16 protein-coding genes are annotated in these 14,931 nt (G+C 42.7%); 9 read left to right on the top strand and 7 right to left on the bottom strand.

Features of this window, described 5'->3' with window-relative positions:
* Positions 1–29 precede the first annotated feature (29 nt).
* From LYNGBM3L_RS24145 to LYNGBM3L_RS24175, 6 genes are all read left to right on the top strand, one after another.
* Positions 30–692, top strand: a complete 663-nt coding sequence (locus tag LYNGBM3L_RS24145; protein WP_008187926.1) for a COP23 domain-containing protein — start codon at positions 30–32, stop codon at positions 690–692.
* Between the two features lie 21 nt (positions 693–713).
* Positions 714–1,028 (top strand): COP23 domain-containing protein, encoded by a 315-nt coding sequence (locus tag LYNGBM3L_RS24150; RefSeq protein ID WP_008187927.1) that lies wholly within the window; start codon positions 714–716, stop codon positions 1,026–1,028.
* A gap of 119 nt (positions 1,029–1,147) precedes the next feature.
* Positions 1,148–1,390 (top strand): hypothetical protein, encoded by a 243-nt coding sequence (locus LYNGBM3L_RS24155; RefSeq protein WP_008187928.1) that lies wholly within the window; start codon positions 1,148–1,150, stop codon positions 1,388–1,390.
* Between the two features lie 216 nt (positions 1,391–1,606).
* Positions 1,607–2,650 carry a S1 family peptidase gene (locus LYNGBM3L_RS24165; protein WP_044494597.1) on the top strand — a complete coding sequence of 348 codons (1,044 nt, stop codon included), beginning with the start codon at positions 1,607–1,609 and terminating at the stop codon, positions 2,648–2,650.
* Positions 2,651–2,775: 125 nt separating this feature from the next.
* Positions 2,776–4,710, top strand: a complete 1,935-nt coding sequence (locus LYNGBM3L_RS24170) for an iron uptake porin (RefSeq protein WP_008187931.1) — start codon at positions 2,776–2,778, stop codon at positions 4,708–4,710.
* Between the two features lie 13 nt (positions 4,711–4,723).
* Entirely contained in the window at positions 4,724–5,542 is an 819-nt protein-coding gene (locus tag LYNGBM3L_RS24175) for a hypothetical protein (RefSeq protein WP_008187932.1), read from the top strand.
* 52 nt (positions 5,543–5,594) lie between these two features.
* On the opposite strand, the gene LYNGBM3L_RS24180 is transcribed toward LYNGBM3L_RS24175, so the two are convergent.
* The 4 genes from LYNGBM3L_RS24180 to LYNGBM3L_RS24195 all read right to left on the bottom strand — a co-directional run bounded on the left by LYNGBM3L_RS24180 (position 5,595) and on the right by LYNGBM3L_RS24195 (position 8,660).
* Entirely contained in the window at positions 5,595–5,978 is a 384-nt protein-coding gene (locus LYNGBM3L_RS24180) for a hypothetical protein (protein ID WP_008187933.1), read from the bottom strand.
* A 349-nt stretch (positions 5,979–6,327) separates the two neighbouring features.
* Positions 6,328–6,675 carry a ribulose bisphosphate carboxylase small subunit gene (locus LYNGBM3L_RS24185; protein ID WP_008187934.1) on the bottom strand — a complete coding sequence of 116 codons (348 nt, stop codon included), beginning with the start codon at positions 6,673–6,675 and terminating at the stop codon, positions 6,328–6,330.
* An 84-nt stretch (positions 6,676–6,759) separates the two neighbouring features.
* Positions 6,760–7,149: a RuBisCO chaperone RbcX gene (rcbX, locus tag LYNGBM3L_RS24190; RefSeq protein WP_008187935.1), complete on the bottom strand. Its 390-nt coding sequence runs from the start codon at positions 7,147–7,149 to the stop codon at positions 6,760–6,762.
* Positions 7,150–7,229: 80 nt separating this feature from the next.
* The gene (locus LYNGBM3L_RS24195; RefSeq protein WP_008187936.1) at positions 7,230–8,660 is read right to left on the bottom strand and encodes a form I ribulose bisphosphate carboxylase large subunit; all 1,431 of its coding nucleotides are present in this window, start codon (positions 8,658–8,660) and stop codon (positions 7,230–7,232) included.
* Between the two features lie 811 nt (positions 8,661–9,471).
* On the opposite strand from LYNGBM3L_RS24195, the gene LYNGBM3L_RS24200 reads away from it, so the two are divergent.
* The gene (locus tag LYNGBM3L_RS24200; protein ID WP_193374715.1) at positions 9,472–10,632 is read left to right on the top strand and encodes a ligand-binding sensor domain-containing protein; all 1,161 of its coding nucleotides are present in this window, start codon (positions 9,472–9,474) and stop codon (positions 10,630–10,632) included.
* Positions 10,633–10,768: 136 nt separating this feature from the next.
* Here LYNGBM3L_RS24200 and LYNGBM3L_RS24205 read toward each other — a convergent pair whose 3' ends face one another.
* Positions 10,769–11,494, bottom strand: coding sequence for a hypothetical protein (locus tag LYNGBM3L_RS24205; RefSeq protein WP_008187938.1), 726 nt, complete (start codon positions 11,492–11,494; stop codon positions 10,769–10,771).
* Between the two features lie 111 nt (positions 11,495–11,605).
* Between LYNGBM3L_RS24205 and cobU the strand changes: the two genes are divergently transcribed.
* Positions 11,606–12,211: a bifunctional adenosylcobinamide kinase/adenosylcobinamide-phosphate guanylyltransferase gene (gene cobU / locus LYNGBM3L_RS24210; protein ID WP_008187939.1), complete on the top strand. Its 606-nt coding sequence runs from the start codon at positions 11,606–11,608 to the stop codon at positions 12,209–12,211.
* A 98-nt stretch (positions 12,212–12,309) separates the two neighbouring features.
* On the top strand, positions 12,310–12,732 hold the full coding sequence (locus tag LYNGBM3L_RS24215) for a hypothetical protein (RefSeq protein WP_008187940.1): 423 nt from the start codon (positions 12,310–12,312) through the stop codon (positions 12,730–12,732).
* A 208-nt stretch (positions 12,733–12,940) separates the two neighbouring features.
* Here the strand turns inward: LYNGBM3L_RS24215 and LYNGBM3L_RS24220 are convergent, their stop codons facing one another.
* Positions 12,941–14,389, bottom strand: a complete 1,449-nt coding sequence (locus LYNGBM3L_RS24220) for a c-type cytochrome (protein WP_008187941.1) — start codon at positions 14,387–14,389, stop codon at positions 12,941–12,943.
* Between the two features lie 75 nt (positions 14,390–14,464).
* Positions 14,465–14,893 carry a hypothetical protein gene (locus LYNGBM3L_RS24225; protein WP_008187942.1) on the bottom strand — a complete coding sequence of 143 codons (429 nt, stop codon included), beginning with the start codon at positions 14,891–14,893 and terminating at the stop codon, positions 14,465–14,467.
* Positions 14,894–14,931 lie beyond the last annotated feature (38 nt).

Consider the following 14,931-nt stretch of genomic DNA (forward strand, 5'->3'; position numbering starts at 1 on the left):
TTTGTTAATTTTAAAAGGAGAAGTATAGCATGAATTTAAAATTTATTGCAAAATACTTAGGAGCAGGTTTGGCTTGTTCTAGCTTCATTATAACAACTGGTCAATCTGTTACTGGTCAAAACTTATTAGCTCGAAGAACTGCTCCACAAATGGAATTTCGATGTGAATATGATGACGACGAACAAAAATATGTAACTACTGCTTTTGGACTAATAACTGGAAAAAAAGTACCACCAATAATTATTTGGAGGACTACAGAATTTGGTGAGTTGACACCAAAACAACGATGTGAGCATGTAACTCAAAAATTAAACTATCAGTATGCTCAGAATGGCTATTACCTGAAGGGACTAGGTGTAACCCATGGAGAAGTAGGTATTGAGCCTTATAAGATTAAGATAATTTGTCTAGCCCCTCATGGATTTGTTTGTAATAGGAAAAATCACTTGTTTAATGTTCCTTCTTCTGCTAAGAACCCAGAGGATTATATGGAACAAATAAATGTTGCGATCAGGAACTTAGGAGGTGAATCGGAGTCTAGGGCTATATACAATACCGGAGGAGAAACAAGAATGTGGATTCCCCTTGTTTATATAGAATATTATTTGGAAAAAGAAGAAGATTATAACAATAAACCTTCAAGACCTGAGCGTCCAGAACCTGAGCTACCAGTATGTGGTGAGTTTTGTTAATTTTAAAAGGATAAGTATAGCATGAATTTAAAATTTATTGCAAAATACTTAGGAGCAGGTTTGGCTTGTTCTAGCTTTATTCTAACAACTGGTCAATCTGTTACTGGTCAAAACTTATTAGCTCGAAGAACTGCTGCACAAATGGAATTTCGATGTGAATTTGATTCCAACAGACAAGCATATACAACTACTGCTGTTGGACTAAGAACTGGAAAAAAAGTCCCACCAATAATTATTTGGAGGACTACAGAATTTACTGGGTGGACACCAAAAGAACGATGTGAGCATGTAACTAAAAAATTAACGATCGGTATAAAGATAATGGCTATTACCTGAAGGGACTAGGTGTAACCCATGGAAAAGTAGGTGAAAATGAAAATGAAAATGAAAATAATATTAATATTAATAGAATTTGTCTAGCCCCTTATGGATTAGTTTGTAATAGGAAAAACCACTTGTTTAATGTTCCTTATGGTAAGAACCCAGAGGATTATATGGAACAAATAAATGTTGCGATCAGTAACTTAGGAGGTGAATCGAAGTTTAACCCTGTATATAATACAGGAGGAGAAACAAGAATGTGGATTCACCTTGTTTATATAGAAGATTATTTGGAAAAAGAAGAAGATTATAACAATAAACCTTCAAGACCTGAGCGTCCAGAACCTAATCCACCAGAATGTGGTGAGTTTTGCTAATCTCAAAAGTAGATGGCGTTGCTGATTATGGGTATGATTACGCACCCCTAGCGCTCCAATTTTGGGTGGAACAAAACTTTCTTTCGTCACCCAAAGTTGGGGTATTGTATTTAGGGGGATTTACCAAAACCATAAGATCTAAATTCATACTTGAATTCAGCAATGTCAAATTTTTGATATTAGTCGGCTATAAAAATAGCTACTTGAGGAAAAAATATGAATCACACTCATAAACTATCTTTGCTTGTTTTAGGAATAACTACAACATTAGGTTTACTAATAACTCCTCATGCAAAAACTTTATCTATAAATCAATATAGCGAAGACGATATAAATGCAATTAGCAGAATGACTACAGTTGTTATTGGTAATTATTCGGGAACTTTCGAGGAAGAAGATAGTTATGGAAATGTGAATTGTACAGAGCCAAAAATTATTAAAAATATAGACAAAAAAAAGAAACAAATTAAAGAAAATCAAGCTTCAGGGGTAATTATAGCTAAACGAAATAATACATTTTATGTTTTAACAAATCAGCACGTGCTTGAAAAAGGAGCTGATTGTTATGGGATTGTAGTTTGGGATGGCGACAAACATAGTATTCACTTTTCAAAAGACTCAGATATTCAATATATTGACAAAAAAGAATTTGGTCAAGGAGTAGATCTAGCACTAATTAAATTTCAGGGTTACAGTTCTAATCAATACTACGTTGCTTCCCTTAAAGATTCAAATACTATTCCAGATTCTGGTCAATTATTTGTCTCTGGTTGGCCAACTCCACCAGAAGATGAAAAAACTAGCAGTGAGCGCAAATTTTTATCAGCTAATATATTCTCAAATTTCCCCCCAGAAACAGTATCTACAGAAACATTTTTATGTCCCGACAAAAGAGGTTACAAATTATGTTATTTTAGTAAGGTTAGAAAAGGAATGAGTGGGGGACCAATATTTGACGCTAATGGTTATGTGGTTGGTATTCACGGACGAGGAAATAGTAAGTATAAAGGATCAGGTATTCCTATTACTGAATTTATTTATCTCATTAATCAAAACAAGTCAACTCTCAGCAAAAATGACTTAAATTTTAAACCACCAAGCCAGGATTTAATTGCTAAAGGTAGGGAAAATGCCAGGCAAGCTGATACTATCGAAGATCTCTATGAATTGTTTCTGGGTTGTTTGATAATTGAGCGCAACGAACTATCATGTATCACTGATTATCCATCAGATTTAGAATGGAATGATAAATGTAAATAAGCCAACTAGATGGGAATAAATTCAAGGATAAAGACGATTTGGTTTTCTGTTTATTTTAATAAAAACTACTAAAAGAGCCACCCTCAACCCATCTCTAAACTTTTTTTCAGTGTGCAGGAGTGACCATGAAAACTCAAAAACTCTTACTCCTTTTCCTATCAGGAGTAACCGGATTGCTATTAACTGCCCCCAAAACCTGGGCACTAACCGACAATTTACAACCTGGAAGCTGGTCTTACGAAGCCTTGAGAGAACTAGTTGAGTTTTCTGGCTGTACCACAGACAAGAGCGCCTTTGTAAACAATGAAGCCTTAACCCGTTCTGAATTTGCTGCTATCTTAAGTGCTTGTCAACAGCATATCGCCCAAACTTATAGCGCCGTATCAGAAGACGCAGTTATTCAACATCACCGAGCCAGACTAGAACGACTGCTTAAGGATTTTGATGCAGAACTCGGTATAGTCTTATTAGACAAAATCGAGAGTGTTAATACACCAACAACGACCAATCCAGTCAGTCCCAGGGTTGATCAACTCAGCGAACCCACATCAACAGTTCCAGAACTACCAGAACAATCAACATCCCTGGAACCATCACCTGAAATTGATGGCACAGCCATGACTCAGGTAACCAATATTGTCCAACTCCAAGATGTGCAACCGGGGGACTGGGCATTTGAAGCACTACGAAGTTTAATAGAACGCTATGGTTGTATTGCCGGATACCAAGATAGGACTTTTCAAGGCAACCGAGCCTTAACTCGCTATGAATTTGCCGCAGGTTTGAACGCCTGTATGGAACAGATTGAGAGACTGGTTGCGGTTGAAAGTGCTAATCGTATTTCTGAAGAAGATTTAGCCACATTACAACAATTAGCTAATCAATTTAACCCAGAATTAGCCCAACTAAAAACACGGGTAGATAACCTAGACAGTCGAGTTGCTTTCCTAGAGGAGCATCAGTTTTCCACCACTGTCAAATTTGGAGGAGAAGTTATTTTTGGCCTAGCTGCTGCTGAAGGAGGCAATCCACCAGGCACAGGAGATGCTAACATTGTTCTTAATTATCTTGTCCGCATTGGAACTGTTGCTTCATTCACAGGCAGAGATCGTCTGCGTATTGTTTTAGCTTCCGGTAATTTCGATGATGGTGGTTTTGCCAACCCCAATGTACTCAATACTTTTGCCGCCTTACTGTCTTACCAAGACGATCTCGATAATGATGTGGTTTTAGATAGCTTAGAATACCGATTTGCCATTAGTGACCGAGTTGTCTTTACTATAAAACCAGTCGGTTTTAGTTTAGGTAGTGTCCTTACTGCTAACAGTCCCTTCTTGGATGTGGGTATAGGTTCTATCTCTCGTTTCGGCGAAGCCAGTCCACTTTTCAAAATTGGCGCTCTCGATGCGGGGGTTGGTTTAGACTGGTTTGTAGCAGATCCACTCCGTTTACAAGTTGCTTACGGAACCCGGAATAGCAGTAGCCCTAGTGAGGGTTTTATTAGTCCAGATCATAGTGCTTTAGGAGTGCAATTATTGTTTACCCCAGCCAATAACATGGCGGCTGGACTACACTATATTAATGCCTACGCCAATGATGGTCAGTTAAATACTTTCGCAGGTAGCTTTAACGCTGATACTTCTAGTCTACTGCTTCAAGAAACTCAGACCCATGCTGTGGGCGGTAGCTTACAGTGGCGTTTTACTGATAACCTTACCTTTGCGGGTTGGGGAGGATATACCTTCACTAATGCTTTGGCATCAGATGATTTTGCTAATGCCAGCACTTACTTGCTTTCCTTAGCCTTTTCAGATCCTTTTGGTCAAGAAGGAAGTTTACTAGGCTTAATCATTGGTCAACCTCTAAAATTAGAGAACGGCAATGGTTTACTTTTAGGAGAAGATAACGCCACTTCAATTCACTATGAAATTTTCTATCGCCACAAATTTAGCAACAATATCTATATTACTCCAGGATTTTTTATGGTTACTGATCCTGGACATATAGAAGAAAACAACGATATTTATATCGGTGTACTCCGTGCCACTTTTCGTTTCTAAAACAGGATAGCTTATGTTAAAACTGCACAAATATTCTTGGCAATTTATTCGACAAGCTTTTTTAGTCGGAATATGCTTTTACAGTTTCAATAGTACTTTGGGCAATATTGTCAAAGCAGACGAAGTACCCAGCAATAACCGAACTTGTACCAACAATAGGGTTGCTCAAGCTGACTCAACCAACCCTTCTGAAACAGAACAATCACAAGCCCCAGCAGGAATAATAGACATAGACTGTCGTCGGGATATCCGAAAAATAAAATCTTTCTTACAAAATGCTCTCAATGGAGTCAGTGACCCTCTGCTTGATCGAGGAAGCACAGATACCCAAATTGGCACTGCCTTAAGACCAGGTATCAATGCTGATGCCATTCTTAATGTTAATGTTAATAACCCTGCTGGTGGTGTAACTATTCCCATCCTTTCACCAGGTTTTCGCTCTCCTAGTGCTGCACCTATGATGATCAGTTTTCCGGGTCAGCTTGATGCTCTAGGAAACTTTACTTTTAATGTTATGGACCCTGTCGTTTCGTCGTCCATGGGTGGGGCTCATATTGGTGGGTTGCCCGATTCTGTGTTTACTTTCAACGTTGGAACTACAGAATTTACTGCGAACCAATCCTTGGATGTCAGAAACAACTTTGTCAGAGCAATTTCAGACTCACCAGACGAAAACCAAACAGTATTTCGGATGCTTGGTATTATCATCAATCCTGATGATTCCTCTAGCGTTACTTCTGCTGGAGTTACTCCTGAGAGTGTTCCTACCGGTCAAGTGCCAATAATTTCTCTTCCTGGAGGTGTGATGAGAGGTTCTATGCCAGATCGCTAACGAGACTTGGCCTAGAAAAAGATACCACTAGAGCCAAGTTAGTGTAAGTCATTCACCGATTTTCTAAACCTTTAACTCTTTGCTCTAAGGCATTCATTCTTTCCTCTAAATCTAATTTGTCAGATTCTTGGGTGATGCTATATCCAATTAATCGTTCTAATATCCTTTCTTGTCGTTGTTGCTTTTCTTGAGACCTTAATTGTATTTCTTGTAGTTCACGTTGACCAACTTGTAGTTCACGTTGACCAACTTGTAGTTCACGTTGACCAACTTGTAGTTCACGTTGACTAGCTAGGATCTGTTCTAATATCCTTTCTTGTTGTTGTTGGTTCTCTTGAAACCTTAATTGTGTTTCTTGTAGTTCACGTTGAACAGCTAGCATCTGTTCTATTGTTGCTTCAATTCGATCTAATCTGTTGGAGCCGTTGTTAGTCATTGTTAATTTATTAATTAACCCAGGTTCTATCTATAGCCCTTGGCCAAGGGCTATATTCTATTATGACTTCTAACTGCTAAGTCCTGACTGTTGGATAAAGTTGGTTATCTTGATGCAAAGCGCGACTGACGGGAACCCCACAGGAGTAGGTTTTTTAAATTTGGGTCGGGAGTTGGGAGTATGGGACTCACCCCTAACCCCGACCAGAAGGGGCTTTGGCTTCCTCACCCCTGAATTTTAGGGTCAAGAATGAAACAGCCCCCCGAGCGAGCAATCCCTCGCTCGGGGGGCTAATAATAGCATTTCAGGCAAGCATGAATGCCTTAGCCTTTAGTAGTAAAAGCTGCGGTTACCAACGGCTGCGGCTAACACCTTCATTGGGCTTGTGAATGATGAAGCTAAGAACTTGGCACTGCTTAACGTTATCAAAACCCACAACCCGGATATAGCAGTCGCGGTATTCAGAGCGACACTCATCCACTTCAGCTAGCACATCTTTAGGTGAGGTAGCCTTGAACAAAGGCAGTTTCCATAATGTCCAGTAGTAAATCTCTGGTTCAGAGCTTTCGTTGAACTCGATCGCGGGAATGTAACCTTCTGCTAAGATGTACTCCACTTGCCGCATAATCTGAGCGTCACTCAGGGGAGGTAAGTAGGAAAGGGTTTCGTAACGACGCTCTTTTGGTAATGTTTTCATAGATTTTGATGCTCTGTTTGATTCTCTGTTGAAGTATAGGTATGAAATTTGGGGAATACCAGGTCACGTCTTCGGTTGAACCAATTAGGTGTCCGAATCAGTTTTCTGCTCAGAATTAGTTGGGTTATCTGGAAGAGTGAATTGCGTGATGCGTTCAAGATGCTGACGCCGATGTTCTATATTCGACTGCTGGATAGTAGTGCAAACCATTTCAGGTAAGAACTCGGCCACTTCGTCTGCGATATGTTGCCGCACAGTCATAATCCGTAAGGCTAATTCAGGTTTAGCCTGCAGTAATTCCTCAAGATAAGCGTCTCCATCTTGGATACTTTGTTGTGAGGAAAAAGACTGTAGCCAAAGCGCTCGGGGAGGGTCGGTTTCTCTTAACTGGTTTACCACTGTCCGCAGTGCTTGATAGGTCATATAGCTAGCCAGCACCTTGGCTGTATCTTTCGCAACTCGTTTTAAATCCATGGTTGAACCCAGTCGTTTGGAAAAAGTATGAAGTCTAAAGTATGGCGTTTCATACTTCAAACTTCACAGCTCAAACTGCATCAGACTGTATCCATTGCCTCGAACTCGAACTTGATTTCCTTCCACAGTTCGCAAGCAACTGCCAACTCAGGACTCCACTTAGCAGCTTCCCGGATCACGTCACCACCTTCACGCATCAGGTTACGACCTTCGTTACGAGCTTGAATACAAGCTTCTAGAGCTACCCGGTTTGCAGTAGCACCAGGAGCATTACCCCATGGGTGACCTAGAGTACCACCACCGAATTGTAGGCAGGAATCATCACCAAAGATTTCGACTAGCGCAGGCATGTGCCAAACGTGAATACCACCAGAAGCCACTGGCATTACACCAGGCATGGAAGCCCAGTCTTGAGTGAAGTAAATACCCCGTTCGCGGTCTTGCTCAATGTGGTCTTCCCGCATCAGGTCAACGAAGCCCATGGTGATACCTTTTTCACCTTCAAGCTTACCGACTACAGTACCGGAGTGGAGGTGGTCACCACCGGACATGCGCAAGCACTTAGCCAAGACACGGAAGTGCATACCGTGGTGTTTCTGACGGTCAATCACAGCGTGCATGGCGCGGTGGATGTGCAGCAGAACCCCATTATCACGGCACCAACGAGCCAGAGTGGTGTTGGCGGTAAAGCCACCAGTGAGGTAGTCGTGCATGATGATGGGCATGTTGAGTGATTTAGCAAACTCAGCCCGCTTCATCATCTCCTCGCAGGTGGGAGCAGTGACGTTGAGGTAGTGACCTTTGATTTCGCCAGTTTCAGCTTGGGATTTGTGGATTGCGTCTGCTACGAACAGGAAGCGATCGCGCCAGCGCATGAAGGGCTGGGAGTTAATGTTTTCGTCGTCTTTGGTGAAGTCCAGACCACCGCGCAAGCACTCATATACTGCACGACCGTAGTTCTTAGCGGATAGACCTAGCTTGGGCTTAATGGTACAACCGAGCAAAGGACGACCATACTTATTCAACTTGTCCCGCTCTACAACAATCCCGTGGGGTGGTCCCTGGAAGGTTTTGAGGTAAGCAATGGGAATCCGCAAGTCTTCTAAACGCAGTGCTCGCAGAGCTTTGAAACCAAATACGTTACCCACGATGGAGGTCAGCATGTTGGTGACTGAGCCTTCTTCAAACAGATCCAGTGGGTAGGCAATAAAGCAGATGAACTGGTTGTCTTCCCCACGTACTGGTTCGATGTCGTAGCAACGACCTTTGTAACGGTCTAGGTCAGTCAGCAAGTCAGTCCAAACTGTTGTCCAGGTACCCGTAGAAGACTCAGCTGCAACCGCTGCACCGGCTTCTTCCGGAGGTACACCAGGCTGCGGTGTTACGCGAAACGCTGCCAAAATATCCGTATCTTTTGGAGTATAATCTGGCGTATAATAGGTTAATTTATAGTCTTTTACACCGGCATCGTAGCCAGCTTTTGTCTGAGTCCTGGTTGATGAGTAAGACATGCGTTGCTTCCTTAGGAACTACTGAATGTTGCTATCGCTAGAAGAGATTTTCTTTTCTTAGTGTTGTGTGTTGCTCCTAGCTAAGAGAACACACAACCCATCTAGGCTTGTTGTCTAAGCCTGAAGAAGGGCACAACACCGATTCCACAATCACCTGTTTGTGGCTAATGTTGGGGATTACCTGTAGCTTTACTTACTTACCCGACTGCTCCGCTGATTGGTACAAGGTCGCTAGTGGGTCAAGTCGCTAAGGCAATTCAGGATTTCTTAATCATTTTGAAATATAGCAGGTAATGGGATCACTTGAACCTCAAATATTCTTTAGGAATGTATCAGCTCCTCTTATAACGTCACTCAATGTAAATATTTATCACATTTTTGTAACAAAAACGATAAAATTGACTATAATAGGTTCCTTGACAAGGTTGGGCAGCGGGCTTAGAAAACAAAACCAGATAAATAAAACTTGAACAGTTGCGCGATAGATCGTGAGGCTGCAACCATTGCGCCCCGACAATCGCCCCTAAAATTAGGATTGAGCAACGGATGCAAGGGTAAGTCCTGATGGATGCATCTCATTTTTGGTGTTTGACCCCGTGGTGCGTTACGGGGCAGACTTTCCCAAGGCTGGCTACGAGGCTGAAAATGACGGCGAGCCCTTCGGTGGTGCGTTACGGGGCTACTGGCTACGAAGTTGAATATGATGGCAATCCCCCCTAACGCACCCTACGTATCCTACGCAACATTTTCAAATATGAGATGCACCCAGTCGTGATCAACTAAAGGCTTAATCAAGAAGATGCTGGAAATAATGGCATGGTTAACTAACTGCTTAACTAACCGGTTAACTAATCGGTTAACTAACCGTATCGGTCTGGTAGTCAGTGCTACACTGCTGGGGCAAATCTTACCTGTGTCAATCCCAGACAGTGAGCCAAACAACCATTTCTCAACAGCGATCGCTCAAACACAGTTATCCACTGACTCAGTAAACAAAGAGGTATCCCCCCCCACGTCCCTTAGAAACCCTCCGCCCCCAACTAGACCTTTGCCTGATCAACGCCTCAGGCAAGAAACCCAGCCCCTGCCAGCGGATTTTCGGGTGTCTGCCTTGCAACCAGATTTTACTGGTGAGCTTTGGGTGGGCTCTTGGCTAGGATTAACTAGAATTGACCCTAATACTGGAAAAATCCGCACTCGCCTAAGTCTCCCCAATTACACTGTTGGTGCGATAGCTCAGGATCGGGTAGGGCGGATTTGGGTAGGAACCTATGAAGGACTATTGCGTATAGACCCCCGTAATAATGAAATTAATGCCCAAAACTTTACCTTACCGTCTAATAATGTGTTGTCCCTGTTGATTGACACTCGTGGCTATCTTTGGGTGGGAAGCGATCGCGGTCTGGCTCTGATTAGCCCTGACCAGGGATTGTTGATGACAACGTTACAAAAATTACCCGGTGTCAGTGCCAATGCTCTGACTCTAGATCAAGAGGGTCAGCTGTGGGTGGGCACTCTAGAAGGGCTAGTGCGAGTGGATACTGCTAGTGCTTTTGTGATCGCTCGCATCAAGGATTTACCAGGAAACACGGTGCAAACCTTGACCAGAGGACCGGAGGGAATGCTATGGGCTGGCACTCCTAATAGTTTACTGGTGATTAACCCAGACACTTACGAAGTGTTCAGGTCTGTAACTCCCCTAAGAGGACGTAATGTCACTGCTGTCCAGTTTGATCTAGATGGTAATGTTTGGGTTGGTACAGATAATGGCTTATTTAAAATTAAACGAGACAGTGGAGAAGTGTTGGCTAAACTAGGCAAGCTACCTTCTAGTCGTATTCTGGCATTAGCTCCTAATACTGGTAACAAGTTGTGGATCGGAACTTCCGAAGGACTAGCTTGGGTGAGCATGACTACAGGTCGCATCGAACCCCATTTGGGCTTTGTTAGAGAGATTCCAGGTAGTTTTTAGCTGCCAAAGCATCGGCTCATAGTGATCGGCCCATAGTGAGTGCGATCGCAAAAGCGCGGAAGCTGAGGCCGTAGGCCACGCGGGGCGCGTTCGCTTCATTGCGAAGCGTGAGCAAAGGTCAATCGCAAACCTTTAATTAAGGCTTATTCAGCTGAGAGTGCATCACAGTTAATGTTTCTGCTAGTTGACTGAGGCGATCTTCGAGGTATTTTTTCCGAATTAACAGTTGTCGCAGTTTTTGATAACGAGCGATGGCCATGCTCACACTGGGAACCTGATCCGCTGGACAAGACCTTGACCAAGATTGACCCTGCTCATCCAAGCCACAAAGACGGTAACCAGTACGAGGAGATTGATACGTAACATTAGTATTCGATTGCTCAACTCCTTCATCCACATAGTCCATCATCCGGTCACCATTGGCTAGTCTTACGGTTCCTATGGCATCTTGGGGTTGACTCCCTTGAGACTCTAACCAACCATCAACAATTGGGCCTTCTAGGTATAGGTCTTGAATTTGAAGGAGGATTTTGTGCAGTTCCTGCTGCCAACCCAGAACAATTCCCTCAATGTCTTGCAACAGATTCATTGCCAAAGCTGGGTTAGCACCATGGCGATGGTTTCCCAGTTTAGGGTATTTCAATCTAGGCAGAGTCGGTATCTTCTGTTCATCCTGGCGAGTGGGGAACGGTTGTACTGCCATAGAGAAAGAAGGTTCCTTTTTATTTCTACGACTTACTACACCTGCTTGTTGGTGATTAGTTTGATCAGCCACAGCTGGGGATGGTTGTGATGAATCAGTGGCACTAGCTTTTGCTAACTGATTTAGTGTTGTCTCGATCCGTCGCAATTTGGATTTCATGAAGACTGATTTTGTGAGTAAATATAGTTGATGTCAAGGGCTAAGATGCCCATTATTCTCGACGATAGGGTCTATTAATTTTGACTAAAGCGAAGATAACTCCCAATAGCCTTGAATACTACTAAATTTACCAGTACAAAATTGAGCAGTAATTTAATTTTAGTCACCGGACCATCCAGGTCTGGCAAAAGCGAGTGGGCAGAAACCCTGGCCACGCAGACTGGCAAATCGGTAATATACGTCGCTACTGCCACAACCAACCCGGATGATCCAGAGTGGCTGGCTCGGATTGAAAAACATCAGCAGCGACGCCCCAGTTCGTGGACAACCCTTTTGGTACCACTGGACTTGGCAACAACAATTACCAACTATTCTGACATCAATCACTGCCTGTTAGTAGATTCTCTAGGAACCTGGGTTGCCAATTGCCTAGAACAGGATGATACTGTTTGGCAGCAAACCTTACAAAACTTATGGAATAGTTTGACCAAGGTTAAAGGTTCTGTAATTTTTGTTGCAGAAGAGGCTGGCTGGGGAGTGGTTCCAGCTTATCCTATGGGTAGGGCATTTCGCGATCGCTTGGGAAATGTGGTGCGTTATTTGGGGCACTTGGCTAATCCAGTCTACTTAGTCACCGGTGGTCATGTGCTTAATCTCAGTACCCTGGGTCAACCATTACCCTATAATGGTACTGTTGGCGAATCACCTCAAACCTAATTAAATCCATCGCAAGAGGGGAAAGATACCGGCAGTGGAGAAGAAGCCTCCTAGCTCAGTCGTTCATTAACGGATTAAAACTAACTACTAACAAAACCATGGCATCTGAATCACAAGTCAAACGCTATCTCACCTACTGGTTCCAGTTAGGCAAAAAAGTTGTGATGCGCAATGGTTTTTCAGCTATGCAGCCGCAATCATTCACAAATGGCAAGCACTACAGCCAAGAATTTGAAACTATTTGGCAGCTAGCTATTTCACCAGAGACTGGTGATTGTTACCTGGAAGGAACTGAGCCAGCAATTGCGGATTTATTAACACCCAAGTGGGATATACTGCCTTGTGCCCGTTGTGATATGCCTTTAGCCATTAAAACGGCTGGGATACCACCAACCTGTTGTCCCTGTTTTGATCTACCCACATGGCCCAACACAGAATTGCCAGCACCACGAGATCCAGTGTGTAATCAAACCGAACTAAGAGGGATTTGCGATCGCTTAAATCAAATCACTGAGAATTGAATTACTTAAGAGGGTAGAAAAAACAATAAAATACTAGTTTTTAGCTTGTAGAGTCGCCCAAAAAAAGTTTGGTTATTTTGATAATTGTTATATAGAATACTGTCGTTTAACTGAAAGTGAAAGATATCACTAAAGACAATTAGTTTAATTGCTGCATATGGGGCAGATAAACTCCCCCATATGCTAGTGCTCTAGACAGTCAAGGAGATCACAGAGTTTTGAGATACTCAATCAAGGCTTTCTTATCCTGTTCAGGTAAATCAGTGCCATAAATATGTCCTTGGTTACCGTTAGCTATAACGCTAGTATCGTATCTGAAACCCTCCTTCTCAGCATTTGCGCCCTCCGAGACAAAGCCGACTTCTTCGGGATCATAGACATCATATCCCCGGTAAAATACCTTCGTCCGGTTTTCAGGAGTTTCCAGTAAGTTTGTTAGATTAGGCACCGAACCATTATGGAGATAAGGAGCTCTTAGCCAAAGTCCATCAAGGGCTACTGCCACATAACCATTAGTCTTACGCAGGTAGTCAAAGTCCCATTCATAGCCTTCAGCGTACTCATTATAAGCATCAGCTGCTTCCTGAGTCCACATATCTAAGCGGTTGCGGTCAGTACCAATCTCATCGATAGGAATAACAGTTCCTGTCCGTTCTCCACCAAAAGCATGGCAGGATGCACAGGTATTAGCAAAAATCTCACTACCTTTTGCTGCCAATGTTTGATTAACCTCAAAAGGATATGGGGGAGGAGGTAATTCAGTAATATAATCTTCTACCCGCTTTAAACCTTCGATATTAATCGACTTCCTAGTAGCACCATCCCCGATTGCCCCAGTCTGGATGGTTTCCGTTAGTGACGTTTCTAAGCCATCCCAATGATAGGCAAATCCTTCATGCATCTTTTGATTCCAAATCGACATCATGTCGGAGTTGTCAACAGAATCATCTAGAGGCTGTTCTAAGTATCGAAACTTGCCAGGGTTGAATGGAGAGATTCGACCAGGTCCCCAGTCCGGACGGGAATCCATCCAAGCATATCCTTCCCCAAGTTCCAGAATTGATTTCCTGGTCTGAGGAATAATTACATAGCGATAAAGTAGTTTATCAAACCAAGAAAGTTCATAATTGTATCCAATTTCTCCAAGAATATAGTCTGCTGTAAATCGTGGGTCATTGGCACAATCTTGCAGAAATCGGAGGTAGCCTTGAGAATCAAACTTACTTGAGGGTCCTCCTAAAATAATGGTAGGTTTATCTTTAGGATTTTCGCGAAATGTAGCCGTATGACAGGCAGCACAAGTTATGCCCTGACGGGGAAAACCAATAGTTTTTTTAGAAAAGCCAATGGGCAATTCTTTCCCCTCTTCCCAGGTAATTCCCAAAGACGTATAACCACCAGGTCCTGGTAGTTGGTCTGGAAATATCCGGGGAAGCACCAGCCAAATTAAATACGGTACACCTTCAGCATTTTCTGTGCCAATGGAACCATACTTGAAGTGTTCTTCTGGCGACTCATAATCGTAATAAGTGGGAGGATTGGGGTCTTCTCGAAATAGATTGTACCATCCCACATAGGCTACAACTCCAGCCAGCAAGAAAATACTAATCACAATCGTTATTAGTATTTTCCCTAATTTCGTCTTCACCATTTCCATAACGTTATTGTTCTCCCTACTGCTAGATAGTGGTGAGTGCAGTGCTAGGTGATAAGTATTACTATTCCCTAAAAGTTAGGATAATCCCTTGGCTGTTTCTAAAATAAAGGGTTGTTGAGTTTGCAGGGCAAGGAATAATAGAATTCCTTGGATAACTGCGAAGACAAGGTCAACCAAAGCGATACTCAGAAATCCCAGATCTTGACCAAATAACAAGACAGCCGTTATAAAAAACGTAGCTCCACCACCTCGTGTGACCAATATCGACATCCAAGCTGTTGCTTTATAGCGATAGGGATCCATGGCACCAGGAATGTATAAAATACTGATTTCCAGCAACAGCAACCCTGCAGCACGTACCCAGATAATCGGCACTGGAATTTGCATTTTTAATAACGAAAGCATGACTTCTGGGAAGAACAATAAGGGAATGACAAAAAACACCACATTGATAATGAGGCCAAGCCATACCACACGACCAAACCATTTAGCGTAAGTGTTCATTTTACCTCTTGCTTGAATCTGTTGTTTTAATCTCTTTG

Source organism: Moorena producens 3L, assembly GCF_000211815.1.
In the GTDB taxonomy this organism is placed as follows: Bacteria; Cyanobacteriota; Cyanobacteriia; order Cyanobacteriales; family Coleofasciculaceae; genus Moorena; species Moorena producens.

Bases quoted from the DNA above. Each gene is read 5' to 3' on its own strand.
- LYNGBM3L_RS24215 (WP_008187940.1), top strand. From the start codon at position 12,310: ATGGCATCTGAATCACAAGTCAAACGCTATCTCACCTACTGGTTCCAG.
- LYNGBM3L_RS24175 (WP_008187932.1), top strand. From the start codon at position 4,724: ATGTTAAAACTGCACAAATATTCTTGGCAATTTATTCGACAAGCTTTT.
- LYNGBM3L_RS24205 (WP_008187938.1), bottom strand. From the start codon at position 11,494: ATGAAATCCAAATTGCGACGGATCGAGACAACACTAAATCAGTTAGCA.
- LYNGBM3L_RS24165 (WP_044494597.1), top strand. From the start codon at position 1,607: ATGAATCACACTCATAAACTATCTTTGCTTGTTTTAGGAATAACTACA.
- LYNGBM3L_RS24200 (WP_193374715.1), top strand. From the start codon at position 9,472: ATGGCATGGTTAACTAACTGCTTAACTAACCGGTTAACTAATCGGTTA.
- LYNGBM3L_RS24225 (WP_008187942.1), bottom strand. From the start codon at position 14,893: ATGAACACTTACGCTAAATGGTTTGGTCGTGTGGTATGGCTTGGCCTC.
- LYNGBM3L_RS24145 (WP_008187926.1), top strand. From the start codon at position 30: ATGAATTTAAAATTTATTGCAAAATACTTAGGAGCAGGTTTGGCTTGT.
- LYNGBM3L_RS24170 (WP_008187931.1), top strand. From the start codon at position 2,776: ATGAAAACTCAAAAACTCTTACTCCTTTTCCTATCAGGAGTAACCGGA.
- LYNGBM3L_RS24195 (WP_008187936.1), bottom strand. From the start codon at position 8,660: ATGTCTTACTCATCAACCAGGACTCAGACAAAAGCTGGCTACGATGCC.
- LYNGBM3L_RS24220 (WP_008187941.1), bottom strand. From the start codon at position 14,389: ATGGAAATGGTGAAGACGAAATTAGGGAAAATACTAATAACGATTGTG.
- LYNGBM3L_RS24150 (WP_008187927.1), top strand. From the start codon at position 714: ATGAATTTAAAATTTATTGCAAAATACTTAGGAGCAGGTTTGGCTTGT.
- LYNGBM3L_RS24185 (WP_008187934.1), bottom strand. From the start codon at position 6,675: ATGAAAACATTACCAAAAGAGCGTCGTTACGAAACCCTTTCCTACTTA.
- LYNGBM3L_RS24180 (WP_008187933.1), bottom strand. From the start codon at position 5,978: ATGACTAACAACGGCTCCAACAGATTAGATCGAATTGAAGCAACAATA.
- rcbX (WP_008187935.1), bottom strand. From the start codon at position 7,149: ATGGATTTAAAACGAGTTGCGAAAGATACAGCCAAGGTGCTGGCTAGC.